Raw genomic sequence first — 23,528 nt, forward strand, 5'->3', positions numbered from 1 at the left:
TAGCCACTCTCGATGCCAATTGGCTGATGTTAAAGTGCCAATTATTGGGAGGTGGCATGACTACGTCGGTACGCGGGGACCAATTGGCCCGGCTTCTGGGTCGGTGGCACTCATTGCCCGGCCGGCACCGGAACCCTGACTACGCTGCTCTTGCCGGTGCGGTCCGGGGGCTGCTGGCCGACGGGCGACTTGCCCTCGGCGTTCGGCTGCCGGCCGAGCGGGAGCTTGCCGAGGCCCTCGCGGTCAGCCGGACCACGGTGTCGGCGGCATACCGGGCGTTGCGCGAGACCGGGCACCTCACCAGCCGGCGTGGCGCCGGGAGCTGGACCACGCTGCCGAACGGCCATCGGGTCGCCACGTCCGGGCTCTGGACCCCCGACGACGACCTCGACATGATCGACCTGGGGTGTGCCGCGTCGGCAGCGCCGGTCGAGCTGGTGCCGGCGGCCCGGGCGGCCGCCGACGATCTGCCGCGTTATCTGGGTAGTGCCGGGTACCACCCGACTGGGCTTCCTGAGTTGCGGGCTGCTGTCGCTGAGGCGTACACGGCGCGGGGTGTGACCACGTCCGCCGAGCAGATCATGATCACCAGTGGCACGCAGCAGGCCCTCGACCTGGTGCTGCGGCTCTCCGTTCCGGTCGGGTCGCCGGTGCTGGTGGAGACGCCGACGTACCCCAACGCGCTCGCCGCGCTCGCCGCTCGCCGCGCGCGGATCAGCACGCACGGCCTCGACATCGAGACCGGCTGGGACGGCGAGATGATGCTCGGCGCGCTGCGTCAGACCAGACCACGACTTGCGTACGTGATTCCGGAGTTCCACAACCCGACCGGCCACCTGATGCCGACCGAGCTGCGCGAGCGCCTCGTGGTCGGCGCACACGCGGCCGGGGCTGAACTGGTTGTCGACGAGTCCTTCGTCGACCTGCCGCTGGAGGGTCAGGAGATGCCGCCGCCGGTGGCCGTCTTCGACAGGCATTCGCGGGTCACGTCGATCGGTGGCATGAGCAAGGCGTACTGGGGTGGCCTGCGGATCGGCTGGGTCCGCGCCTCGGCGCCGCTCGTCCAGCGGCTCGCCGCGATCCGGGTCGGCGTCGACATGGGCAGCCCGGTGCTGGAGCAGCTCGTCGCGGTCCACCTGCTCCGGCTGGCTCCGGAGATTGTCGCGGCCCGGCGTGCGCAGCTGCGGTTCCGCCGTGACTCGCTGGTCGAGACGTTGCGCGAGGTGCTGCCGGAGTGGCGGTTCATCGTGCCGGCCGGCGGCGTGACGCTCTGGGCGGAGTTGGACGGGCCGATCTCGAGCGCGCTGTCGCGGGCGGCGGAGGATCTCGGGGTGCGGCTCGCCCCGGGCCCACGGTTCGGTCTGGACGGCACCCTGGAGCGTTTCCTGCGGCTGCCGTTCACGCTGCCGGCCGACGACCTGATCGAGGCGGTACGCCGGATCGCCGCGGTTCGCCACGACCTCGACCACTCACCCCGCCCGACCTGGCGGAGCCCCGTCGTCATCACCTGACGCCCAAGATCCGTTTCCAGCGGGCGCTCGAGGCCGGCTCAGCGGCTCTCGCGGCTGGTCCAGTGGGCTTTCGCGGCTGGTCCAGTGGGCTTTCGCGGCTTGTCCAGTGGGCTCTCTCGGCCGATCCAGCGGGCTCTTTCGGCGGCTCCAGCGGGCTCTCCCAGCGGGTCCGGTCGGCTCTCCCGGCGGGTCCGGTTGGCTCTCACGGCTGGGTCGGCTGGCTCTCACGGCTGGGCCGGCTGGCTCTTGCGGCTGGGTCGGCTGGCTCTTGCGGCTGCCTCCAGCGCGCTGAGGCAGCGGTGTGACTCTGCTGGTTGAATTGGCCGGCGTCCCGCAATGTGGCGCCCAGCGTGCCGCCGAGTGATCCGAGCCGGCCGTTCCGCGATCTTGGAAACTCTTGGCTGTGGAGTGTTACTCGCTGTTACGGCGAAGCGGCCGGACACGCATGTGTGGAACATGGTGGTGCCCCCAGGCCCTGCCGATTGCCAAGATCCGCTGCGATGCCCGTGAGCGCAACACGCAGAGCGACGAAAACAGGTCGCGGCAGTTCGCGAACCGCCGCTCTGCCGGGCGGTTCTGCCGGACGGCGCCGCCGCGCCCCCGAAGCGTGTGGATTCAGGGCCCGATTCGAACCTAAAGTCAACACGCGCTGCCGTTTTGCGGCCCGCGTGTTGACTTTGGGTGCGGATTGAACCCCAAATCCACACGCTGAACCCGAAATCCACACGCTGAACCCGAAATCCACACGCTGGGCCCATAAGTCCACACGTTGGTCCTGAGCCCACACGCTGAACCCGAAATCCACACGCTGGGCTCGATCGTGCGGTCGTGCGGAGTTGGACCGTTGGCTTTGCTTTGCTCCGGCTGGGCGGAAGTTGTTGAGACCGGCCAGGCTGGGCGGCGCCTTGCGGTGGGCAACGTCGTGGCGTGCGTGGCACCTTGCGGCGGGCAACGGCGCGGCGGGCCGGCGGGTCGGCGGGTCAGCGGGGCAGCCGGTCAGTGGGGCAGCCGGCCAGGGGAGGGCGGCGGGCCAGTGGAGCGGCGGGCCAGCGGAGCTGTGGGCCAGTGGGGCAGCCGGCCAGCGGGGCGGCGGGCCAGCGGAGCCGTGGGCCAGTGGGTCAGTGGGGCAGCGGGCCAGCGGGGCAGCGGGCAAGCGGGGCAGCCGGGCAGGGGGCTGCGGGTGGCGCCTTGCGGCGGGCAGGCGGGGCGAGGTCTTTGCTGGTTGTTGCGTTGGCTCGGCTGGTCGGCTGGCTCTCGCGGCTGCCTCCAGCGCGCTGGCACAGCCGTAAAACCCGACAAGGCGATCAGCTGGAGGGTTGGAAGAGGCCGATCAGGTTGCCGTCGGCGTCGCGTACCGTCGCGGTGAGGGCGCCGCCGACGTCGTGGGGTGAGCGTTCCGGGGTTGCCCCTGCCACGACGAGGGCCGCGACGGCGGACTCGATGTCGTCGGTGTGCCAGTACGTGATCGGGCCGGCCGCGACGTTTCCGTGGGGGTCGAGGCCCAGCTCAGGCGCGCCCTCGGGACGGAATCCGACGTAGTAGGGCTGGTCTACGTAGGGCTCGATGCCCAGCAGGGTCCGGTAGACCGCGCGAGCTTTGCCGAGGTCGGTGACCGGGATGGTGATCGTGCGGATGCTCACGGACTCAGCGTAAAACGAAGTGAGGCCGGACAAGTCCGGCCTCACCACAAAGCTGGAAGCACGATCAGAGCTGGGCGAGCGAGCCCGCGTACATCTTGTCGATCTGCTCGGCGAAGTTCGTCTCGACGCTGCGCCGTTTGATCTTCATGGACGGGGTGACCTCGCCGGACTCGATGCTGAGGTCGCGGGGGAGGATCGCGAACTTCTTGACCGTCTCCCAGCGGTTCAGCTTGGCGTTGAGCTCGGCGATGTAGTCGGCGACCAGTTTCTCCGTTTCCGGAGCGGCGACGATCTCCGCGTAGCTCTTTCCGGCCAGCGGGCCGTCGGCCGCCCACGTCGTGATCGCGTCCTCGTCGAGGGCGATCAGCATGGTGACGAAGTTGCGGTTCTGGCCGACGACGATGGCCTGCGAGGTGTACGGGCAGACGGCCTTGAACGCGCCCTCGATCGCCGACGGGGCGATGAACTTGCCGCCGGACGTCTTGACCAGGTCTTTCTTCCGGTCGGTGATCTTCAGGTAGCCGTTGGCGTCAAGCTCGCCGATGTCACCGGTGCGCAGGAAGCCGTCCTCGGTGAACGCCTCGGCGGTGGCCTCCGGCAGGTTGTGGTAACCCCGCATGACGGGTGCGCCGCGCAGCAGCACCTCGCCGTCGGTGTCGATGCGGACCTCGAGGTCGCCGAGCGCCTCGCCGACCGTCCCGATCTTGAGGTGACCGCGGCGGTTGACGAAGTTGGCCGCGCAGGCCTCGGTCATGCCGTAGCCCTCGAGGATCGGCAGGTTGGCCGCCGCGAAGAACTCGGAGATGTCCCGGCTCAGCGCCGCCGAGCCGCTGACCAGCACCTTGATGTTGCCGCCGAGCTTGGCCTGCAGCTTGGAGAAGACCAGTTTCTCGCCGATCGCGTACTGGATCTTGAGCGGCAGCGGAAGCGGCTTGCCGGCCTGCTCCAGCGCGACCTTCTTCTTGCCGGTCGCCACGGCCCAGCTGAAGATCTTGGGCTTGAGGCCGCCGCCGGAGAGGCCGCTCGTGACGGTCTTGTTGTAGACCTTTTCGTAGATGCGCGGCGGGGCGCACATCAGCGTCGGCTTGATCACCGCGAGCAGGTCGATCAGCTTGTCGACGCGGCCATCGACATAGGTCGGCACGCCGACGTGCAGGATGCCGCAGAGCAGCGTCTTGCCGAACGCGTGCGACATCGGCAGCCAGAGGTAGTGCAGGTCCTGTGGCGAGAAGAGGCCCAGGTTCTCCTGCGCGACGCCCTCCCAGGTCCAGCCCTTGTGCAGCAGCTCGACGCCCTTGGGCCGGCCGGTGGTGCCGGAGGTGTAGATCAGGGTGGCCACGTTGTCCGGCGTGAGCTGGGCGACCACGTCGTCGATCAGGGACGGGTTCGTCTCCAGCGCGGCCTTACCGAGGTCTTCCAGCTCGGCCAGGGTGATCTGCGGCGGGGTGGCGCCGGCGTCGGCGGGACCCTCGATGATCACGACCTTGGAAACCGCGGTCTCGGCGCCGGAGATCTTCAGAGCCTGCTTCGCGGTTTCCGCGATCAGCACCTTCGACCCGGAGTCGGTGATGATGAACGCGGTGTCCTCGGGCTCGGTCGTCGGGTACACCGTGGTGGCTGCCGCGCCGGCCATGTTGATGCCGAGGTCGGCGAGGATCCACTCGAGCCGGGTGTTGGAGAGGATCGCGACCCGATCCTCCAGGCCGATGCCCAGCGTGCGCAGGCCGGCGCCGATGGCCGTGACCCGGTCACCCACCTGACGCCAGGTCAGCCACTCGGGACCGGTGTCGGTCGCGTTGGGCTTCGCGAGCGCCCGGGCATCGGGGGTTTTCGCCACGCGCTGAAAGAGCATGTCCGGAATTGACCGGTAGGGAACCTCGAGAGCCATATCGGGCGCCGCCTTTAGAAGACCAGAAACGGGGAGTAAGTAACGTCAGTGTTACCGGAGAGTAATGCGCGTCCGGCACCACGGCTAGAGTGCCGCATCAACCAACTTCACCGGCCCGCGTGGTCCCCGTTAACGGGACCGGAACATCTCAATCCTAGTCAGCATGCTCGTGGGGTCCATAGCGCAGGCATGCTCACAGCTACTTCTCAGAGCAAAATGGCCGCGTGGATCTGGTCATCGAGATCGAGCCGGGCGCCGGTGGGACCACCGCTGCCGTTTACCGGGCGTTGCGGGCCGCGGTGATGGACGGCCGGGCGCCCGCCGGGCACCGGCTGCCCGCCACCCGGGTGCTGGCCGCCGATCTTGGCGTTTCCCGGGGGAGTGTGGCCGGCGCCTACGAGCGGCTGACCGCCGAGGGTTATCTGACCGCGCGCGTCGGCGCCGGAACGTTCGTGGCCGAGGCGCACACCGGTGACCGGCCGGTCCGGCCCGCGGCGGACCCGCTGCTGCCGCACGACGACTGGACGTTCACCCCGCTGCCGACCAGCGGGGAGTCGCCAGCGCCGCGGTACGACTTCCGTACCGGCATCCCGGATCCGCGGCTGTTCCCGTTCGACACCTGGCGGCGGCTGGTCGGCGCCGAGCTGCGGTTGCGGGCCAACGATCCCGGTACCTACGCGGAGCCCTCCGGTCATCCAGCGCTGCGGGCCGCGATCGCCCGCTATCTCGGTTACTCCCGGTCGGTGCGTACCACCGCCGACGATGTGGTGGTCACGAACGGCACCCAGCACGCGCTCGACCTGATCGCCCGGGTGATGCTGCGTCCCGGTGACCTCGTGGCGGTCGAGGAGCCGGGTTACCCGCCGGCCCGCCGGCTCTTCGAGTCGCTCGGCGTGCGGGTCGCCGGGGTTCCGGTCGACGACGAGGGCCTGGTCGTCGCGGATCTGCCGGACGACGCGCGGCTGGTCTACGTGACGCCGTCGCATCAGTTCCCGCTCGGCCGGGTGATGAGCCGCGACCGGCGCGACGAGCTTCTCGACTGGGCGCGATGCCGCCGCGCCGCGATCATCGAGGACGATTACGACAGCGAGTTCCGCTTCTCCGCCCGCCCTCTCGAACCGCTCTGCACGCTCGACCGCAACGGCCGCGTTCTTTACGTCGGCACGTTTTCCAAATGCACGGTTCCGGCGTTGCGCACCGGCTTCGTTCTGGTCCCGCCAGGCCTGCGGCCTGCGCTCATCGCGGCTCGGCAATTAAGCGATGGGTACGGTCAAACAGCCACCCAAGCAGCCCTGGCCCGTTTCGTCGACGACGGTGAACTGGCCCGCCACGTCCGTCGGGCCCGGCGTGCCTACGCGGACCGGCGCGCCCGCATCCTGGCCGGGCTGGCCGCGATGCCGGCGCTTGCGGTCGTACCGTCCGCGGCCGGCCTGCACGTCACGGCGCTGCTGCGCCCGGGCGCCGCCGACCCGGTCCGGATCGTGGCGGCGGCTCGCCGGGCCGGCGTCGCGATCGACCACCTGGGTGAATACGTGCCGCCGGGTACGCCGGTCGCACCGGGCCTGGTGCTCGGCTTCGGCGCTGTCGACCCCGACCTGATCGAGGAGGGGTTAGCCCACCTGGCAGGTCTCCTCTGAATCCGCCACGACAGGGGCGCGGGACCTGCTGCTCACCTGCTGGTAGATCACCGCGCCGGCCGCGATCGCCAGGCTGAGCAGCGCCGGCCACCCGTTGAGCCAGAGCAGCGCCACCACGGCCAGGAACGCCACGCCGGCCACCACCCGGGACCACCCGGCGGGCAGCAGGCGCAGCGCGGCCGCCGTCCCGATCACGTAGACCAGGGTGAAGCAGCCGGTCACCAGCAGTGCGGCGGTGTGCAGCCCGAGCGGCAGCAGCGCCGACACCACGCTGGCGACCAGGATGAACGTCATGGACTTGCGCTGGCTGCCGAAGACCCGGCCGGGCAACGCACCTTCGCCGGCGAGAGCCGCCCCGAGCCGGCTCCCTCCGGCGAAGTACGCGTTGACCGCGCCGAGCGTCAGCACCACCGCGACGACCGCGGTGATCGCCCGGACCGGCCCGCCGACGCCGATCGCGAGCAGATCGGCCAGCGGCGCCCGGCTGCCCGCAAGAGCCGGACCGAGGGCGAGGACGCTCACCGCCGCGACAGCCAGGTAGAGCACGCCGACCACGGCGACCGCGATCAGCGTGGCCCGGGGCACGTCCCGCTGCGGGTTGCGGTACTCGCCGGAGAGCGAGGAGAGCGCCTCCCAGCCGGCGAAACCCCAGACCAGGATGGCGGCGGCCGCGCCGATGCCGGTCCAGCCGTGCGGCGCGAACGGCTGGAGGTTCTCCCAGCGGGCGTGCGGCAGGGCGGCGACCACTGTCACCACGAGCAGCGCGGCGAGGCAGGCGGAGAGGACCAGCTGGACCCGGCCGGAAATCCGCAGACCGAACCAGTTCATTCCGTACGCGGTTCCGATGATCGCCAGGAACGTGACGAACTCGGTGGTCCGGCCGCCACCGAGCACGTCGGCCACGTATCCGCCGGTGAACGCGGCAGCGACCGGCGCGCCGAGCGGGACCGCGAAGTAGAAGCACCAGCCGACCGCGGCCGCGACCCGGGGGCCGAACGCCATCCGGGCGTAGGTGGAGACGCCGCCACCGTCCGGGTATCGCGCACCGAGCGCGGCGAACGTCCAGGCCAGCGGTGCGGAGAGCAGGATCAGCGCGAGCCAGGCGACCAGCGAGGCCGGTCCGGCGGCCTCGGCCGCGAGGGCGGGCATGGAAATCAGCCCGGTGCCCAGCACGGCCCCGACGGAGAGCGCGGCGCCCTGGGAGACGGACAGCCCGGTACGAGTGGTCATGCAGTGAACCTAGGACCCGATTGGCGTCGTCAACGAGCCAATTCAACCCCGGTTGAATGGGCCAATTGTCAGACGCCGAGGCGGGCCGTCCGCACCCGCTCGGCGGCGGCCGGGTCGCCCTCGACGGTCACCCGGGCGGCGCGCTGCCGGCCGAAGAAGAAGATCGTCAGCTCGCCGGCGTCGCCGGAGATGTGGACCTGCGGGTTCTCGCCGGTCCGCAGCGGCTCCAGGCCGGTCGGGGTGATCTCGGCGGTGATCCCGAGTTTGCGCAGCGAAGCCCGGGAGATCAGTTTCAGCGTCCGCCACAACGTTGCCTCGAACTCGGGCGACAGGGCGCGGGGCTCCCAGCCGGGGTTGCCGCGGCGCACGTCCTCGTGGTGGATGAAGAACTCGGCGGTGTTGGCGAGCGGGTCCACCACCGGGTTGGTCATCAGTCCCCAGGAGGGTGGATTACGGACCTGCTCGATCAGCTCGGGGTAGGGGAGGGAGGCGCGGGCCAGCCGGACCTTTTCACCGTGCCCGGCGAGCGGCGGGATGAGCATGCCGGCCGACGCGTCCGGGCGGCGCTCGCGGACCACGAGGTGCGCGGCCAGGTCGCGGGTGGTCCAGCCCTCGCAGAGGGTCGGGGCGTCCGGACCTTGAAGCAGCAGCAGGTCGGCGAGGAGGGCACGCTCCTGCCGGGCATAGTTGGTCACCCGTTGATATTAGTCGCTGTAATTGTGCACACAATGTAAACAGTTGCTGGGTTGGGCAGGATGGACAGGTAAGGCCGGAGACCCCGGCCAACACTTACCAGTCAGGTAGGAAATTGAGCGGCAGAACCAGCAATGACGTGCTGGGACGGGGACTGCGGGTGCTCGGCCAGGCAATCCGTACCGAACCACGGCTCTTCGTCGTCAGCTCGATCGGCAGCAGTCTCTTCGGTTTGCTGATCATTGCTAACTCGTACGTCGTCGGGTTTGTGACCGGCCACATCGTCGTGCCGGCGTTCGCGGCAGGGAGCGTGAGCAGCGCGGCGCTCGCGGGGGTCGTGGCGATTCTGGTGGGCATCAGCGGACTGCGGGTGGCGAGCATCTTCGGCCGTCGTCTCGGCGCCGGTTACATGCAGTTCCGGCTGCAGGCCCGCTATCGGCGCGCGGTGACCCGACGCTATCTCGCGCTGCCGCCGTCCTGGCATCAGCGGCACGCCACCGGCACCCTGCTCTCCAACGCGAACTCCGACGTGGAGGCCGCGTTCGGGCCGATCGCGCCGCTGCCGTTCGCGGTCGGCACCATCGTGATGATCTTCGGTGCGGTGATCACGCTCTTCCTCACCGACTGGGTACTTGCCCTGGTCGGCGTGGCGCTCTTCCCGACGCTGTTCGCGCTGAACCTCGCCTACTCGCGGCGGATGTCACCCCGGCAGATACACGCCCAGCAGATGCGCGCAAAGGTCAGCGCGGTCGCGCACGAGAGCTTCGACGGCGCCCTCGTGGTCAAGACGATGGGCCGGGAGGCGGACGAGTCGCGCCGGTTCGGCGTCTTCGTCTCCGAACTGCGCGACGCCCTGGTCTCGGTGGGACGGCTGCGCGGCATCTTCGATCCGCTGATGGACAGCCTGCCCAGCGTCGGCACTCTGGCCGTGCTGCTGATCGGCACCTGGCGCCTGCAGAGCGGCGCGATCAACGTGTCCGAGCTGGTCAGCGTCGCGTTTCTGTTCACCGTCCTGGCGTTTCCGGTGCGCGCGATCGGGTGGGTGATCGGCGAGCTGCCGCGCAGCGTCGCCGGATGGGAGCGGGTCCAGGCCGTCCTTTCCGCCACCGGAGATCTTGAGTACGGAGATGCCGAGGTGCCCGGGACCGGACCGGCCGAGCTCCGATTCGAGCAGGTGAGCTACCGCTACGCCGACGGTCCCGTCGTTCTCGAGGAGGTCACCTTCACGGTTCCGGCGGGCAGGACGGTGGCGCTGGTCGGCGCGACCGGCTCCGGCAAGTCGACGATCGCCTCCCTCGCGGTCCGTCTGGTCGACCCGGTTTCCGGCAGCATCGCGCTGGACGGGGTGAAACTGCCCGACCTGTCCGGCGCGGCGCTGGCCGGGGCGTCGGCGCTGGTCCCGCAGATCCCGTTCGTCTTCGACGACACGGTCCGCGGCAACGTCTCGCTGGACCGCCCGGACATCACCGACGACGGCGTACGCCAGGCGCTGCGGCTGGCACAGGCCGACCGCTTCGTCAGCGGGCTGCCGCAGGACCTGGACACCCAGGTCGGTGAACGTGGCACCTCGCTCTCCGGCGGGCAGCGGCAGCGGCTCACCCTGGCCCGGGCGCTCGCCGGCCGGCCCCGCCTGCTGGTGCTCGACGACGCGACAAGCGCCGTCGACCCGAGGGTGGAAGCGGCCATCCTCGGCGCGCTCCGTGATCGGGACGCGAACACGTCGGTGCTGGTCGTGGCGTACCGGCGGGCCACCATCGCGCTCGCCGACGAGGTGGTCTACCTGCATCGGGGCCGGGTCGTGGCGACCGGCACCCACATCGAGCTGATGGCGGCGGAACCCGGTTACCGGGATCTGGTGACCGCGTACGAGAAGGCGGAACAGCGATGACCGACGAAGGAACAGTCGCCACGATCCGCCGAGGGCTGGCTCTTTCGCCGGAGCTGCGGCCCGGGCTGGCCGGGACGATCGGGCTGGCGCTGCTGCAGATGGCCGGCCGGGTCGCCGTGCCGATCGCCATCCAGCAGGGCATCGACAAGGGGATCAACGCGCCCGGCGGGCCGGACCCCGGCGTCGTGCTGGTCGTGGTGTCGCTGACCCTGCTCGCCCTGGTGATCTCGACGGTCTGCGGATATCTGATGACCCGGCGGCTGTTCACGGTCAGCGAGACCGCGCTCGGCGCGCTGCGCTCCCGCACGTTCCGGCACATCCACGATCTGTCGATGTTGCACCAGCAGTCCGAGCGGCGTGGCTCGATGGTCTCCCGGGTGACAAGCGACGTCGACCAGATCTCCCAGTTCCTGCAGACCGGCGGCATCCAGCTGCTGCTCGCCAGCGGCCAGCTGATCGTCTCGACAGTGGTGATGGCGATCTACTCGTGGCAGCTCACCATCGTGGTGCTGCTCGCCTTCGGCCCGGCCATCCTGGTGATCCGGCTGTTCCAGAAACGCCTCGCCACCGTCTACCGCACGGTCCGCGAACGCACCGGTGTGATGCTCGGCACCGTCGCGGAAAGTGTGGTCGGCGCCACAGTGATCCGGTCGTACGGGGTGGCCGGCCGCACCGGCGTGCGTCTGGACAGCGCGATCGACGACCTGCGGACCGCGCAGCAGAAAGCGCTGAAGACCAGCGTGACCAGCTTCTCCAGCGGCGAGATCGGCGCCGGGCTGGCCCTGGCCGGCGTGGTCGTGGCCGGCACCTTGATCGGCATCGACGGCGGGCTGACCGTGGGGCAGCTGACCGCGTTCCTCTTCCTGGTCACGCTCTTCATCCAGCCCGTGCAGATCGCCACCGACATGCTCAACGAGGCGCAGAACGCGGTGGCCGGCTGGCGGCGCATCCTGGATGTGCTGGACGTGGAGCCGGACGTCGCGGACCCGGACGACCGGGGTGTTCCGCTGCCGGCCGGTCCGCTGGCGGTGACGTTTGAAAACGTGTCGTTCCGCTATCCGGGTGGCCCGATCGTGCTGGACGACGTCGACTTGACGATTCCGGCGCGTACCAAGGTGGCTGTGGTTGGTGAGACCGGCAGCGGAAAGACCACCTTCGCGAAGCTGCTCACCCGGTTGATGGACCCCGCCGAGGGTGAGGTTCTGCTGGGTGGGGTGCCGCTCACGTCGGTGCGGTTCTCGTCGCTGCGCTCGCGGGTGGTGATGGTGCCGCAGGACGGCTTCCTCTTCGACGCGACAGTGGCGGAGAACATCCGGTTCGCGGAGCCGGAGCTGACCGACGACCAGCTGCGGATGGCGTTCGTGGAGCTGGGACTCGCCGACTGGCTGTCCGGGTTACCGCAGGGCCTGGAAACACCTGTGGGTGAGCGCGGCGAGGCGCTCAGCGTGGGGGAGCGCCAGCTGGTGGCGCTGGTCCGGGCGTACGTGGCCGACCCGGATCTGCTGGTGCTGGATGAGGCGACGAGTGCGGTGGACCCGGCGACCGAGGTGCGGTTGCAGCACGCCCTCGACCTGGTGACTCGCGGCCGGACGACGGTGGCGATCGCGCACCGGTTGTCGACGGCACAGGCCGCCGACGAGGTCCTGGTTGTGGATGCGGGCCGCGTCGTTCAACGCGGCCCGCATGCACGCCTCCTCGCCGAGGAGGGTTCGATCTACGCCAAGCTCTACGCCAGCTGGTTGGAACAGACGCGCTGACCGGCAAATACCAGCGCCGGTGAGATGAGCGCGTCGCCCGCCGCGGCTGCTTCCTGCAGATGCCAGGGAGCAACCGCGGCGAGAAACCCGCCATCTCAGCGATTCATGAGCCCCGCGTCAGCGGGCGTAGTACTCCACGACCAGCTGCTCGTCGCAGAGGACCGGGACCTCGGAGCGCTGCGGCGCCCGGACCACTGTGGTGCGCAGGTCCTCGAGAACCGTGGACAGGTACGGCGCGGTCGGCCCGTCGATGTGCGTACCGGTCGCGGCGATCTGGAACGGCGGCTTGGACCGGCTCGTTTCCTTGACCTCGATGACCTGACCCGGCTTGAGCTTGTAGCCCGGGCGGTCGACCTTCTTGCCGTCCACGGTGAAGTGACCGTGCACGACGAGCTGGCGGGCCTGGTAGATGGTCCGGGTGAAGCCGGCGCGGAAAACGGTCGCGTCCAGGCGGCGCTCGAGCAGCGTGACCATGGTCTCGCCGGTCTTGCCCTCAGCCTTGTGCGCGGCGTCGTACGCGGCCCGCATCTGGACCTCGCTGATGTTGTACTGGTGGCGAAGACGCTGCTTCTCCAGCAGACGGACCTGGTAGTCCGAGCTCTTACGACGGCCACGGCCGTGCACGCCCGGCGGGAACGGGCGCCGCTCGAAGTACTTGACACACTTGCGCGTCAGTGGGATGCCGAGAGCTCGCGAGAGCTTCGCCTTGGGTCGAGAGTTGTTCAACTGAGATCTCCTGTTACGGTAAGCCTTGCCTAACTTAGGTAAGCCTAACCGGTGCCCGGAGGTGCTCGTCATGCAACCCAGTCCCGCCGAGATCGCGCGCACGCTCGCCGCCGGTCACCTGCCCGCCGTGGCCCACATCGCCTGCCGTCCCGGACCGGTTCCGATCCGTCATGTCACTGACGCGCAGGGTCGCGTGCTACTACTCGTGCCCGCCGAGGGTACCCTCGCCGCCGCGCTTCGGCCACAAGACGGTAATGACGACACCGCGCTGGTCCTGGACATCCGTGACGTGCCTCCGATGGCGACGTCACCGTCACTCGGCCGGGCCTGGGTCTCCGGGTGGGCCGTGAAGCTGACCGGCGAGGACGCCAGGGCCGCTGCCTTGGATTACGCCGACACCGACGCCTGCGGCGATCTGCTCGACATCGGCGAGAGCCAGATGCTGTACCGGATGGACGTCGCCGAGGTCCGTTACGAACGTGGCGAGAATCTCGTCGAGATCGACCCGGACGACTACGCGGAGGCCACACCGGACCCGCTGCGTGCCGTCGAGTTCGACCTGATCGCCGACCTCGCCGACCACCACGTCGACGAGATGAGCGATTACGTGAAGCGCCAGCTCGGATCGGCCGCGCGGCCCGGTGACGAGCCTCGCGTCGTGCGGATGGACCGGTACGGGTTCCTGGTCCGGATGGGTAAACGCAGCGCCCGCCTGGCCTTCCCGCGCCCGGTCACCGACCGGCACGACCTGGCCCACCTGCTGCACCCGATCCTGTGCCGCCGCTGCGCCGACTCCGGCACCCCGGCCGACCACACGGCCGCCTGAGCACCCTCTCAAGAGTGCTCCCCTGAGCGGGTGGGATCCCGCAGCCCCCTTCTGCCGCCGTCGGGCTGCGAGATCCCACCTTGTGCTCTGCCGGCCGGTGCCGCGGCCGGCAGAGCACACCGAACCACAGACGACGACGGGCGACACCCAGGGGTGTCGCCCGTCGTTGCCGTTCTCACACTTGTCGCGTCACAGCGAGAGGATGCGCTCCAGGAACTCGCGGTAGTTGCGCATCGCCATCCGCATGCTCTCGGTGTCCGGCGTGCCGGTGCCGCGCAGCGGGTCGAGGTCGTCCCGCTCGGCCAGCAGCACCTCGGTGAGCTCGTTCACCGCGTCGGTGAGCAGGTCGTGCGCCCGGGTGAGCGCGTTGACCGGGTCGTCGACGAACTCCGCCTTCACCTCGTGCCACGCCGCCCGGAAGTGCCGGGCCGCGTCCTCGTCCCAGACCGTCCGGGAGATCTCGATCTCCTCGGCGGCCGGCGACTCCTCGTCACGCGACGAGCGGCGGCCGGTACGGCGCACCGGCTCGACGTCCTCGAGGCTCGCCGAACGCCGGGGTGCGCCGAAGTCGTCCTCGTCCGGAACCCGGCGGGCGCCACCGACGGAGATGCCGGTCACACCGCTGCTGTCCGGGAACGGGAACGACGGGAACTCGGCCGGTGGCGGGGTCACCGAGCCGGCACCCGGCGCGGCCGGGGTCACCGATGCGACGCCGAACGCCTCGCCGCCGGAGCGGCCCAGGCTGTAACCGGTCGCGCCGAACCCGAACCCGCCGTCGGCCACCGACGGCAGGGCCGCGGTCTCGCTCGAACGGTCGACAGTGCTGTCCGGCGACGTACGCGTAGCCGGGATCTGCACGGTCGGGAACTGGATCGCCGCGACAGTGGCGCCGGACACCGGAGCGGCAGGCGTCGGGTTGCTCTGGGCGGCCGGCTCCTCGTGCTCCTGCTGCCGCGGCTGCGACGGCGACTGGTGCGGCGACTGCGGCTGGTGCTGTGCCTGCGACTGGTGCTGTGGCTGCTCGGGCGCGTCGGTGTGCGGCGCGCCGGAGACCGGCTCGAGGGTGGCGGCCGGGTGGTCCGGCGTGAAGCCGCCCGGTACCGGCGGGTACGCGAACCCGGGCGAGACCGGAATGCCGGAGACCTGCCCGTTCGCCGGGTTGCCCGAGGTCGGCGTGACCGGGTGGTTCGCGCTGGGCACGGTGGCCCAGCCCGCGGCGGTACGCGGAGCGCCACCCGAAACGGGCTGCTCCTCGATCCCGTCGCCAGACCCGTCCCTGGCCGACCCGTCCCTGGCCGACCCGTCCCTCGTCGACCCGTCCCTCGTCGACAGAGCTTCCCGAGGAGCGGGGAACGTCGTGCCGTCCGGGCCCGACGCCTCGCCGGTCTGGGCGTAATGGGGCGCCCCTGCCCGTCCGTTCATGTCTTCACGTCCGTTCTCGTCGCTGGGCCCCGCCCTGTCGGCGGCGTCCTGGTCGGCGTCCGCCGGCGTCTCCGCCACGGGTTTGTCCGCCGGTGTCGCATCGTCCGGCTCGTCGCCGGCCGGTTTTTCGGCGACTAGAGAGTCGCCGGGTTCGGCGACTTCCGCAACCGGAGTTTCGTCCGGTTCCGGAGAAGGCTCCGGCACGGACTCCGGTTCCCCGGACTCCGGTTGCCCGGATTCCAACTCACCGGACTCCGGTCGCCCGGATTCCGACTTCCCGGACTCCGGCGCCCCGGATTCCGACTTCCGGGACTCCGGTTGCCCGGGCGGCTCCGCGGCGACCTTTTCCTCTTCGGCCGCCGCGCTGCGGTTGCCGAACAGGAATCGCCCGGTCCCGCCGAGACGGAAACCTCCGAAGGCGCTGTCCCGGCTCGGGGACTGCTCGCCGGCCTCCGGCTCATGGGACTTTACGTCCTGATCCGGCGTGGGCTGGTCGTCCGTTGGGCCTGAGTGATCAGGATCGCGGGCCGGTGGTCCGGAGAACGGACGGCCACCGGCAGGGCTTCGTGGCACCGACCGCCGGGCTGCCCGGTTCAGGCCGAACGGATCGGCGGGTGTGACCGGCGGCAGCGGGGCGGCAGGGCGGACGCCGTAGCCGTTCAGCAGGTCGGCGGGCGTCTCGGGTGGTTCCGGCTTACGGCGTGAGCCGAGCGCGACCACCTCAGGGTTCTGTCCAGCGTGTTCCGCCGGTGATGCCGGCGCCGGACCGTCGGGATCCGGCCGGACCTGCCAGAACCGGGCGAGGCCGGGTGAGGGCCGGGTGTTGTCGGGGCTGGACGTCGGGTCCATCTCGGTTTTCACCACTCCCGTTGCGAGTGCGCGCCCACCGAAGGCCGTCCGAATTAGTCCAGGCGCACCCAAAGCGGCGGGCGCCGGGCAGTCAGGCACGTACCGCGCTTCGGCGACGGTACCGCTCAGGAACGCCCAGCACATCCCCGGTTACTCAGATCGTGGGCCATTACGGCTCCGCGAACCGATGGGGGAGAATCCAGTCCGTGCCCGTACCCGAAGCAGAGACGTTCCTCGACCCGGCGGTCGCCGCCCGGCTCAAGCGCACCCCTGACGGACTGGTCGCCGCGATCGTGCAGGAGCACGGCACCGGCGACGTCCTGATGCTGGCCTGGATGGACGACGAGGCGCTGCGCCGCACGCTGGCCAGCGGCAAGGCCACCTACTGGTCCCGCAGCCGCGGCGAGTACTGGGTGAAGGGCGCCACCTCCGGCCACCACCAGCAGGTCACCAAGGTGTCACTGGACTGCGACGGCGACGCGCTGCTGCTGACCGTCGTGCAGACCGGCGCGGCCTGCCACACCGGCACACACACCTGCTTCACCGACGACCTGCCCGTCGAAGCCGGCAACCTGCCCGTCGAAGCCGACGATCTTGCCGTGGAGGCGTGATGACCAGCGGAGCCGTGGTTCCCGACGAGGCCGGTTTCCTCGGCGAGGCCGGCCGCAAACGGGTCGTGCCGGTCACTCGCAAGCTGCTCGCCGACGGTGAGACTCCGGTCGGCGTCTACACGAAACTGGCCGGTGGGCCGGGCACCTTCCTGCTCGAATCGGCGGAGCAGGGCGTCGCCTGGTCGCGGTACTCGTTCATCGGGGTCCGCAGCGTCGCCACACTTGTCGAGAAGGACGGGCAGGCGGCATGGCTCGGCACGCCGCCTGAAGGCGTACCCCTGGGGGGTGATCCTGTCGCGGCCTTGCGTGCGACGGTGGCCGCGCTGACCGGCGGCGCCGAGCCGGACGAGGATCTGCCCCCGCTGACCGGTGGCATGGTCGGTTATCTCAGTTATGACCTGGTGCGGCGCTTCGAGCGGATCCCGGCCACCGCGACCGACGACGTGCCGCTGCCCGAGCTGGGCATGATGCTCGCCACCGACCTTGTCGTGCTCGACCACCACGAGGGTTCGGCGCTGCTGGTGGCGAACGCGGTGCTCGCCGAGGACGCGGACGACACGGCGAAGCTCGCCGCTTACCACCAGGCGGTCGGCCGGCTGGACGCGATGACCACCGCGCTGTCCCGCCCGACCCCGCCGATGGTCTCGACTGTTGATCGGCGACCGGCCGGTGAACCGGTGAGCCGGACCGCGCCGGGCGAGTACCAGAAGGCGGTGGAGATCGCGAAGGAGGCGATCCGGGCCGGCGAGTGCTTCCAGATCGTGGTGGCGCAGCGGTTCGAGCGGCACACCGACGCCAACGCGCTGGACGTCTACCGGGTGCTGCGGGCGACCAACCCGAGCCCATACATGTACCTGCTGCGCTTCGACGACTTCGACATCGTCGGCTCGTCGCCGGAGGCGCACCTCAAGGTCAGCGCGAACCGGACCGCGTTGCTGCACCCGATCGCCGGCACCCGCTGGCGTGGCGCCACCCCGGAGCAGGACGCCGCGCTCGCCGCCGAGCTGCTGGCCGACCCGAAGGAGCGCTCCGAGCACGTCATGCTGGTCGACCTGGGCCGCAACGACCTGGGCCGGGTCTGCGAGCCGGGCTCGGTCGAGGTGCCGGAGTTCGCCCGGATCGAGCGGTACAGCCACGTCATGCACATCGTCTCCACCGTCGTCGGCCGGCTGCGGGAGGACCGGTCGGCGTTCGACGCGCTCGCCGCGACGTTCCCGGCCGGCACGCTCTCCGGTGCCCCCAAGGTCCGGGCCATGGAGATCATCGAGGAGCTGGAACCGACCCGGCGCGGCCTGTACGGCGGCACGGTCGGCTACGTCGGCTTCGCCGGCGACATGGACATGGCCATCGCGATCCGGACCGCGCTGCTCAAGGACGGTGTGGCCTACGTCGGCGCGGGCGCCGGCATCGTGGCCGACTCGGATCCGGCCGCCGAGGAGCAGGAGACGCGGAACAAGGCGGCGGCCGTGCTCGCTGCGATCGCGTCCGCCGAGACGCTGCGCGCCGCGCGATGACCAGCGCACGGACGAAACTACTGTCGGTGGTGGCCTGCCTGGCCGGGGCCGGGCTCACCCTTTACGCCGTGACGCGGGTCTGGTCGGTCCAGGTCGAGCACCGGACCGGCCTGTCCGATCTGCGTACCGAACAGACCGGCGCGGAATCCCAGCCGTGGCTGATCGGCCTCGCGCTTGTCGCGCTCGCCGGAACGGGTGCGCTGCTCGCCACCCGGGGCCGGGTGCGGCGCGGCCTTGGCGTGCTGCTCACGCTGATCGGTGCAGGCATCGTGGCCGGTGCGGCGCTGGCGCGCTTCGGCCTGGACGCCGGCGAGGCCGCCGGCTCAGCGGCCATCTGGCTGGTTCTCTGCGTGCTGGGCGGCGCGGCCGTCGCGGTGGGCGGCGTGCTTGCGGCGCGTCACGGCCATCTCTGGTCGGCCATGTCTTCCCGGTACGAGCGGAGCACAGCGCCGCGGCTCTCACCGCAAACCGCTCAGGTGCCCGATTCGCCGGCCGATACGAGGGCCCTGTGGGACGCGCTCGACCGGGGGGACGACCCCACGGTCCGCTGATTCACCCATTCGGGTCTTACCGGGCGGCGGGTTTTAACGGGCGGCGGGTTTTAACGGGCGGCGGCCAGCTTCTTCGTGCGGGGCCGGCGCGCCGGGGTGGCGATCAGTGCGGCCACCGCGCGGCTGGTCTCGGCCCGGGCTTCGGCGCGGGCGCGGTCTGCCTGGATCGCCGACCACGCGTTGTCCCGCGCGGTGCGGACGTTGTCCGGGCCCACGACCGCTTTCTGCACGCCCGTGAAGACCTCGGCCGCGAGAGCGACCAGAGTCCGGGAAACGGTAGCGAATCCCATCGGCTGGGTAAGGGAAACCTGGGTCATGGAGGCAGTGGCCATGAGGTCGACTCCGCAATCATCGTCCGGCTGGCGGCACGCTGGCTGGTACTCGGTGCCGGGACAAGTCTGCCCGAGAGTCATGATGGTGGAGTCCTATTTCCGCACGGTGACGGCAGGGTCAACGCGCGGTGGTATCCACCGTTCGGGGGAGGGGTGCCTGCACAGCGGCCTGACAGCATGCGATTCGATGTGATCGAACGAACAGAGCGCCGGGCAGCCTGGCATTATGCCCCAGCCCAATCCGTGAGGCGCGCCATACCCCGGGAGCCCGGTGACCGTCGCTACCTCCTAGCATCGGGCCGGAGACACCCGGAGAGGGGAGTCATTACGTGACATCCGATCAGGCGGAAGCGGGCAGTGGCGGCACCGCGCAGCGCGGAGCGGCTCCGCAGAACGTTCTCGAGGAGATCCTCGCTGGTGTGCGTGAGGACGTAGCGGCACGTCAGGCGCAGCTACCACTGGAGAAGGTGCGCGAGCTCGCGGCGGCGGCGCCACCGGCGATCGACGCGTACGCGGCTTTGCGTAAGCCCGGCGTCGCGGTGATCGCCGAGGTGAAGCGGTCGTCGCCGTCCAAGGGCGCGCTCGCCGACATCCCGGACCCGGCCGAGCTGGCCGGGGAGTACGCGGCCGGCGGCGCGCGCTGCATCAGCGTGCTCACCGAGGGCCGGTGGTTCGGCGGTTCGCTGGACGATCTCGTGGCCGTGCGCAAGTCGGTGAAGATCCCGGTCCTGCGCAAGGACTTCGTGGTCTCCAGCTACCAGGTGCACGAGGCGCGGGCACACGGCGCCGATCTGGTGCTGCTGATTGTCGCCGCCCTTGAGCAGAACGTGCTCGTCGGCCTCCTGGAGCGCATCGAGTCGCTGGGCATGACCGCCCTCGTCGAGGTGCACAACGAGGAGGAGGCGGACCGGGCGCTGGAGGCGAACGCGAAGGTCATCGGGGTCAACGCCCGCGACCTGCGCACCCTCGAGGTGGACCGGTCGGTCTTCGAGCGCATCGCGCCCGGCCTGCCGAACAACGTCGTGAAGATCGCCGAGTCCGGCGTGCGTGGCCCGCACGACCTGATCCGGTACGCGTCGGCCGGCGCTGACGCGGTGCTCGTCGGCGAGGGCCTGGTCACCCAGAAGTCCCCGCGCGACGCGGTCGCCGAGCTGGTCAACGCCGGCAACCACCCGGCAACGCCGCGGCCGGTCCGATGACCGCGCCGTCTTTGCCCGACCTGGCCGGTCACTTCGGCCGGTACGGCGGCCGGTTCGTCCCGGAAGCGCTGGTCAAGGCGTTGGACGAGCTGGACGCCGCGTACCGGTCGGCGAAGGCGGACCCGGAGTTCCAGGCACGGTTCCAGGATCTGCTGCTCAACTACGCGGGTGTGCCGTCGCTGCTGTACCGGGCGACCCGGCTCTCCGAGAAGCTGGGCGCGGAGATCCTGCTGAAGCGGGAGGACCTGAACCACACCGGCGCGCACAAGGTGCGCAACGTGCTGGGCCAGGCGCTTCTCGCCAAGCGGATGGGCAAGCCCCGGGTGATCGCCGAGACCGGCGCAGGCCAGCACGGTGTCGCGAGCGCCACGGCGGCCGCGCTGCTCGACCTCGAGTGCGTGGTCTACATGGGTGAGATGGACACCGAGCGGCAGGCGCTGAACGTGGCGCGGATGCGGATGCTCGGCGCCACGGTCATCCCGGTGACGAACGGCTCGCGGACCCTCAAGGACGCGCTGAACGAAGCCCTCCGGGACTGGGTCACCACCGTCGACAGCACCCACTACCTGCTGGGCACCGCGGCCGGTCCGCACCCGTTCCCGGAGCTGGTCCGCGACTTCGTCGGCGGCATCGGCGTCGAGGCTCGGGCGCAGGTCCTGGAGATGAACGGCAAGCTGCCCGACGCGGTGGCCGCCTGTGTCGGTGGCGGCTCCAACGCGATCGGCATCTTCCACGCGTTCGTTCCCGATGAGGGCGTGCGTCTCTACGGCTTCGAGGCCGGCGGCGACGGCGTGGAGACCGGCCGGCACGCGGCGTCGATCACCGGTGGCTCGGTGGGTGTGCTGCACGGCAACCGGACCTACCTGCTCCAGGACGACGACGGCCAGACCATCGAGTCGCACTCGATCTCGGCAGGTCTTGACTACCCGGGCGTCGGACCGGAGCACGCCTGGCTGCACGACACCGGGCGGGCCGTTTACGAGCCGGTCACCGACGCGGAGGCGATGGCGGCGTTCACGCTGCTCTGCCGTACCGAAGGGATCATCCCGGCGATCGAGAGCGCGCACGCCCTGGCCGGGGCCGCGAAGATCGCGCCGCGGCTGCGCGCGGAGCTGGGCCGGACCCCGACCATCGTGGTCAACCTGTCCGGGCGCGGTGACAAGGACGTGCACACGGCGGGCGCCTACTTCGGCATCCTCGACCCGGTCGAGACGGTCGTCCCCGGGGAGAACACGTGAGCCCTGCTAGCCCCGCGGCGGAAAACAGAATGCAAAATCGCGGAATCGCCGACACCTTCGCCAAGGCGAAGTCGGAGAACCGGTCGGTGCTGGTCGGCTGCATGCCGGCCGGTTTCCCGACGGTCGACGACAGCATCGAGCAGATGATCGAGATGCACCGGGCCGGGTGCGACGTCATCGAGGTCGAGCTGCCGTACTCGGACCCGGTGATGGACGGCCCGGTGATTCAGAAGGCGAGCGACATCGCGCTCGCCAACGGTGTCCGCACCCGGGACACCCTGAAGATCATCGACGCGGTCTCGTCGGCCGGCGCCACAGTGGTGCTGATGACGTACTGGAACCCGATCGAGAAGTACGGTGTCGACGCGTTCGCCCGTGACCTCGCCGCGGCCGGCGCCACCGGGCTGATCACGCCCGACCTGATCCCGGACGAGGCGCAGGAGTGGATCGCGGCTTCGGACGCCCACAGGATCGACCGGACGTTCCTGGTCGCGCCGAGTTCGACCGACGAGCGGATCGCGATGACCGTGGCGAACTGCCGGGGCTTCGTCTACGCCACCGCCCTGATGGGTGTGACCGGCGCCCGTACCTCGGTGTCCTCGCAGGCGCCGGAGATCGTGGCCCGGATCCGCGAGGCCGACCCGGCCATCCCGATCGGTGTCGGTCTGGGTGTCGGCAACGGCAAGCAGGCCGCCGAGGTGGCCGCTTTCGCGGACGGTGTGATCGTCGGCAGCGCCCTGATCCGGTGCGTGCTGGAGGCTCCGGACCGGACCACCGGATTGGACCGGCTGCGAGCGCTCAGCGCCGAGCTCGCCGAGGGTGTCCGCACCCGCTGAGATCGTGCTGAGGAAGGGCCCGGTCTCTTTATCGAACTGGGCCCTGCCCGGGACTTCCCTTCCAGTTGAGCGCCGGTAGCGTGTGCACCCGTGAACATCGCCGCCATCCCCAGTCCCACGACATCCGTGTGGCATCTCGGCCCGTTCCCGGTGCGCGCGTACGCGCTCTGCATCATCGCCGGAATGGTCGTCGCCACACTCTTGATGGAGAAGCGCCTGCGTAACCGTGGCGTGGCGCCGTGGGTCTCGCTGGACATGGTGGTGTGGGCGGTGCCGTTCGGCATCGTCGGCGCCCGCGTCTACCACCTGATCACCTCGCCGCAGGACTACTTCGGCGCCGGTGGCGACCCGATCCGGGCTCTCTACATCTGGGAGGGCGGCCTCGGCATCTGGGGCGCGGTGATCGGCGGCGCCCTCGGCACCTGGATCGCGGCCCGGCAGATCGGCCTTCCGTTCAGCGTCTTCGCCGACGCGCTCGCCCCGGCGCTGCCGGTGGCCCAGGCGATCGGCCGGTTCGGCAACTGGTTCAACAACGAGCTGTACGGCAAGATCACCACGCTGCCCTGGGGCCTTGAGATCCACGAGATGGACTCGGCCAACCCGGGCCACGCCACCGTGATCGACGGTGAGCCGGTGACCAAACCGGATCTGTACCACCCGACCTTCCTCTACGAGGTCATCTGGGACCTGGGCGTCGCGGGCCTGGTCTGGCTGCTGGACCGGAGGTTCAAGTTCGGCAAGGGGCGGGCGTTCGCGCTTTACGTGATGGCGTACACCGCGGGTCGTGCCTGGATCGAGATCCTGCGGACCGACGAGGCCAACCACTTCTTCGGCGTACGCCTCAACGTCTTCACCGCGATCGTGCTGTTCGTCGCGGCGGCCATCTACTTCGTGGTGGCCAAGGGCCCCCGGGCGTACGTGGTGCCGATCGACGCGCCGGAGACCGAGGCGGAGAGCGCGGCCGAGGCGGCTACCGAGAACGCGGCTGGGAGCGACGTCTCGCAGGTCGACGTCGAGGCCGGCGCCAAGACCGGGACCGGGCCGAAGCTGCCGGTGGCCTATCAGGTGGTGAGCGAGGAACGGTTCCTGGAGTACCAGCGGACCGGCATCCTCCCGCCCGCGCCGGCGTCCGAGGAGCCGGTACCAGCGGCGTCCTCCGCCAAAGACGAGAACTGATCGC

General features: G+C 70.3%; 19 protein-coding genes. 12 read left to right on the forward strand and 7 right to left on the reverse strand.

Annotated elements, in window-relative coordinates:
* Positions 1 to 56: 56 nt before the first annotated feature.
* Positions 57 to 1,511: a PLP-dependent aminotransferase family protein gene (locus ACQP2E_RS08035; RefSeq protein WP_433829398.1), complete on the forward strand. Its 1,455-nt coding sequence runs from the start codon at positions 57 to 59 to the stop codon at positions 1,509 to 1,511.
* Between the two features lie 1,304 nt (positions 1,512 to 2,815).
* Here ACQP2E_RS08035 and ACQP2E_RS08040 read toward each other — a convergent pair.
* Positions 2,816 to 3,151, reverse strand: a complete 336-nt coding sequence (locus ACQP2E_RS08040; protein ID WP_433829400.1) for a VOC family protein — start codon at positions 3,149 to 3,151, stop codon at positions 2,816 to 2,818.
* A gap of 64 nt (positions 3,152 to 3,215) precedes the next feature.
* On the reverse strand, positions 3,216 to 5,039 hold the full coding sequence (locus tag ACQP2E_RS08045; protein WP_433829402.1) for an AMP-dependent synthetase/ligase: 1,824 nt from the start codon (positions 5,037 to 5,039) through the stop codon (positions 3,216 to 3,218).
* A 224-nt stretch (positions 5,040 to 5,263) separates the two neighbouring features.
* On the opposite strand from ACQP2E_RS08045, the gene ACQP2E_RS08050 reads away from it, so the two are divergent.
* Positions 5,264 to 6,676 (forward strand): PLP-dependent aminotransferase family protein, encoded by a 1,413-nt coding sequence (locus ACQP2E_RS08050; RefSeq protein WP_433829404.1) that lies wholly within the window; start codon positions 5,264 to 5,266, stop codon positions 6,674 to 6,676.
* On the opposite strand, the gene ACQP2E_RS08055 is transcribed toward ACQP2E_RS08050, so the two are convergent.
* A complete protein-coding gene (locus ACQP2E_RS08055; protein WP_433829406.1) occupies positions 6,650 to 7,906 on the reverse strand; it encodes an APC family permease in 1,257 nt (418 codons plus the stop codon). The genes ACQP2E_RS08050 and ACQP2E_RS08055 overlap by 27 nt on opposite strands.
* Positions 7,907 to 7,974: 68 nt before the next feature.
* The gene (locus tag ACQP2E_RS08060) at positions 7,975 to 8,601 is read right to left on the reverse strand and encodes a TIGR03085 family metal-binding protein (protein ID WP_433829408.1); all 627 of its coding nucleotides are present in this window, start codon (positions 8,599 to 8,601) and stop codon (positions 7,975 to 7,977) included.
* Positions 8,602 to 8,714: 113 nt separating this feature from the next.
* Here ACQP2E_RS08060 and ACQP2E_RS08065 point away from each other — a divergent pair, with 113 nt between their 5' ends.
* Both ACQP2E_RS08065 and ACQP2E_RS08070 read left to right on the forward strand, forming a co-directional pair.
* Positions 8,715 to 10,487 carry an ABC transporter ATP-binding protein gene (locus tag ACQP2E_RS08065; RefSeq protein ID WP_433829410.1) on the forward strand — a complete coding sequence of 591 codons (1,773 nt, stop codon included), beginning with the start codon at positions 8,715 to 8,717 and terminating at the stop codon, positions 10,485 to 10,487.
* Positions 10,484 to 12,244: an ABC transporter ATP-binding protein gene (locus ACQP2E_RS08070; protein ID WP_433829412.1), complete on the forward strand. Its 1,761-nt coding sequence runs from the start codon at positions 10,484 to 10,486 to the stop codon at positions 12,242 to 12,244. The genes ACQP2E_RS08065 and ACQP2E_RS08070 overlap by 4 nt, the downstream gene beginning before the upstream one ends.
* A gap of 117 nt (positions 12,245 to 12,361) precedes the next feature.
* On the opposite strand, the gene rpsD is transcribed toward ACQP2E_RS08070, so the two are convergent.
* Complete coding sequence (gene rpsD, locus ACQP2E_RS08075; RefSeq protein WP_433829414.1) at positions 12,362 to 12,970, reverse strand: 30S ribosomal protein S4; 609 nt, start codon at positions 12,968 to 12,970, stop codon at positions 12,362 to 12,364.
* A gap of 70 nt (positions 12,971 to 13,040) precedes the next feature.
* On the opposite strand from rpsD, the gene ACQP2E_RS08080 reads away from it, so the two are divergent.
* Positions 13,041 to 13,796 (forward strand): DUF2470 domain-containing protein, encoded by a 756-nt coding sequence (locus ACQP2E_RS08080; protein ID WP_433829416.1) that lies wholly within the window; start codon positions 13,041 to 13,043, stop codon positions 13,794 to 13,796.
* 189 nt (positions 13,797 to 13,985) lie between these two features.
* Here the strand turns inward: ACQP2E_RS08080 and ACQP2E_RS08085 are convergent, their stop codons facing one another.
* The gene (locus ACQP2E_RS08085; RefSeq protein ID WP_433829418.1) at positions 13,986 to 16,067 is read right to left on the reverse strand and encodes a hypothetical protein; all 2,082 of its coding nucleotides are present in this window, start codon (positions 16,065 to 16,067) and stop codon (positions 13,986 to 13,988) included.
* A 206-nt stretch (positions 16,068 to 16,273) separates the two neighbouring features.
* Between ACQP2E_RS08085 and hisI the strand changes: the two genes are divergently transcribed.
* The 3 genes from hisI to ACQP2E_RS08100 are packed head-to-tail and all read left to right on the forward strand — an operon-like array spanning position 16,274 to position 18,743.
* A complete protein-coding gene (gene hisI, locus ACQP2E_RS08090; RefSeq protein WP_433829420.1) occupies positions 16,274 to 16,678 on the forward strand; it encodes a phosphoribosyl-AMP cyclohydrolase in 405 nt (134 codons plus the stop codon).
* Positions 16,678 to 18,192, forward strand: coding sequence for an anthranilate synthase component I (locus tag ACQP2E_RS08095; RefSeq protein WP_433829422.1), 1,515 nt, complete (start codon positions 16,678 to 16,680; stop codon positions 18,190 to 18,192). The genes hisI and ACQP2E_RS08095 overlap by 1 nt, the downstream gene beginning before the upstream one ends.
* Positions 18,189 to 18,743 carry a Trp biosynthesis-associated membrane protein gene (locus ACQP2E_RS08100; protein ID WP_433829424.1) on the forward strand — a complete coding sequence of 185 codons (555 nt, stop codon included), beginning with the start codon at positions 18,189 to 18,191 and terminating at the stop codon, positions 18,741 to 18,743. Before ACQP2E_RS08095 ends, ACQP2E_RS08100 begins: the two co-directional genes overlap by 4 nt.
* Before the next feature lie 50 nt (positions 18,744 to 18,793).
* Here ACQP2E_RS08100 and ACQP2E_RS08105 read toward each other — a convergent pair whose 3' ends face one another.
* Positions 18,794 to 19,075, reverse strand: a complete 282-nt coding sequence (locus ACQP2E_RS08105) for a hypothetical protein (RefSeq protein ID WP_433829426.1) — start codon at positions 19,073 to 19,075, stop codon at positions 18,794 to 18,796.
* 407 nt (positions 19,076 to 19,482) lie between these two features.
* Here ACQP2E_RS08105 and trpC point away from each other — a divergent pair, with 407 nt between their 5' ends.
* The 4 genes from trpC (at position 19,483) to lgt (ending at position 23,524) form a co-directional block, all read left to right on the forward strand.
* Positions 19,483 to 20,274 carry an indole-3-glycerol phosphate synthase TrpC gene (gene trpC / locus ACQP2E_RS08110; protein WP_433833834.1) on the forward strand — a complete coding sequence of 264 codons (792 nt, stop codon included), beginning with the start codon at positions 19,483 to 19,485 and terminating at the stop codon, positions 20,272 to 20,274.
* Entirely contained in the window at positions 20,271 to 21,512 is a 1,242-nt protein-coding gene (gene trpB, locus ACQP2E_RS08115) for a tryptophan synthase subunit beta (RefSeq protein WP_433829428.1), read from the forward strand. Before trpC ends, trpB begins: the two co-directional genes overlap by 4 nt.
* A 29-nt stretch (positions 21,513 to 21,541) precedes the next feature.
* On the forward strand, positions 21,542 to 22,348 hold the full coding sequence (gene trpA / locus ACQP2E_RS08120; RefSeq protein WP_433829430.1) for a tryptophan synthase subunit alpha: 807 nt from the start codon (positions 21,542 to 21,544) through the stop codon (positions 22,346 to 22,348).
* 90 nt (positions 22,349 to 22,438) lie between these two features.
* The gene (gene lgt, locus ACQP2E_RS08125; RefSeq protein ID WP_433829432.1) at positions 22,439 to 23,524 is read left to right on the forward strand and encodes a prolipoprotein diacylglyceryl transferase; all 1,086 of its coding nucleotides are present in this window, start codon (positions 22,439 to 22,441) and stop codon (positions 23,522 to 23,524) included.
* Positions 23,525 to 23,528: the final 4 nt, after the last annotated feature.

This window comes from Actinoplanes sp. CA-015351, from assembly GCF_050955685.1.
Classification (GTDB): Bacteria; Actinomycetota; Actinomycetes; order Mycobacteriales; family Micromonosporaceae; genus Actinoplanes.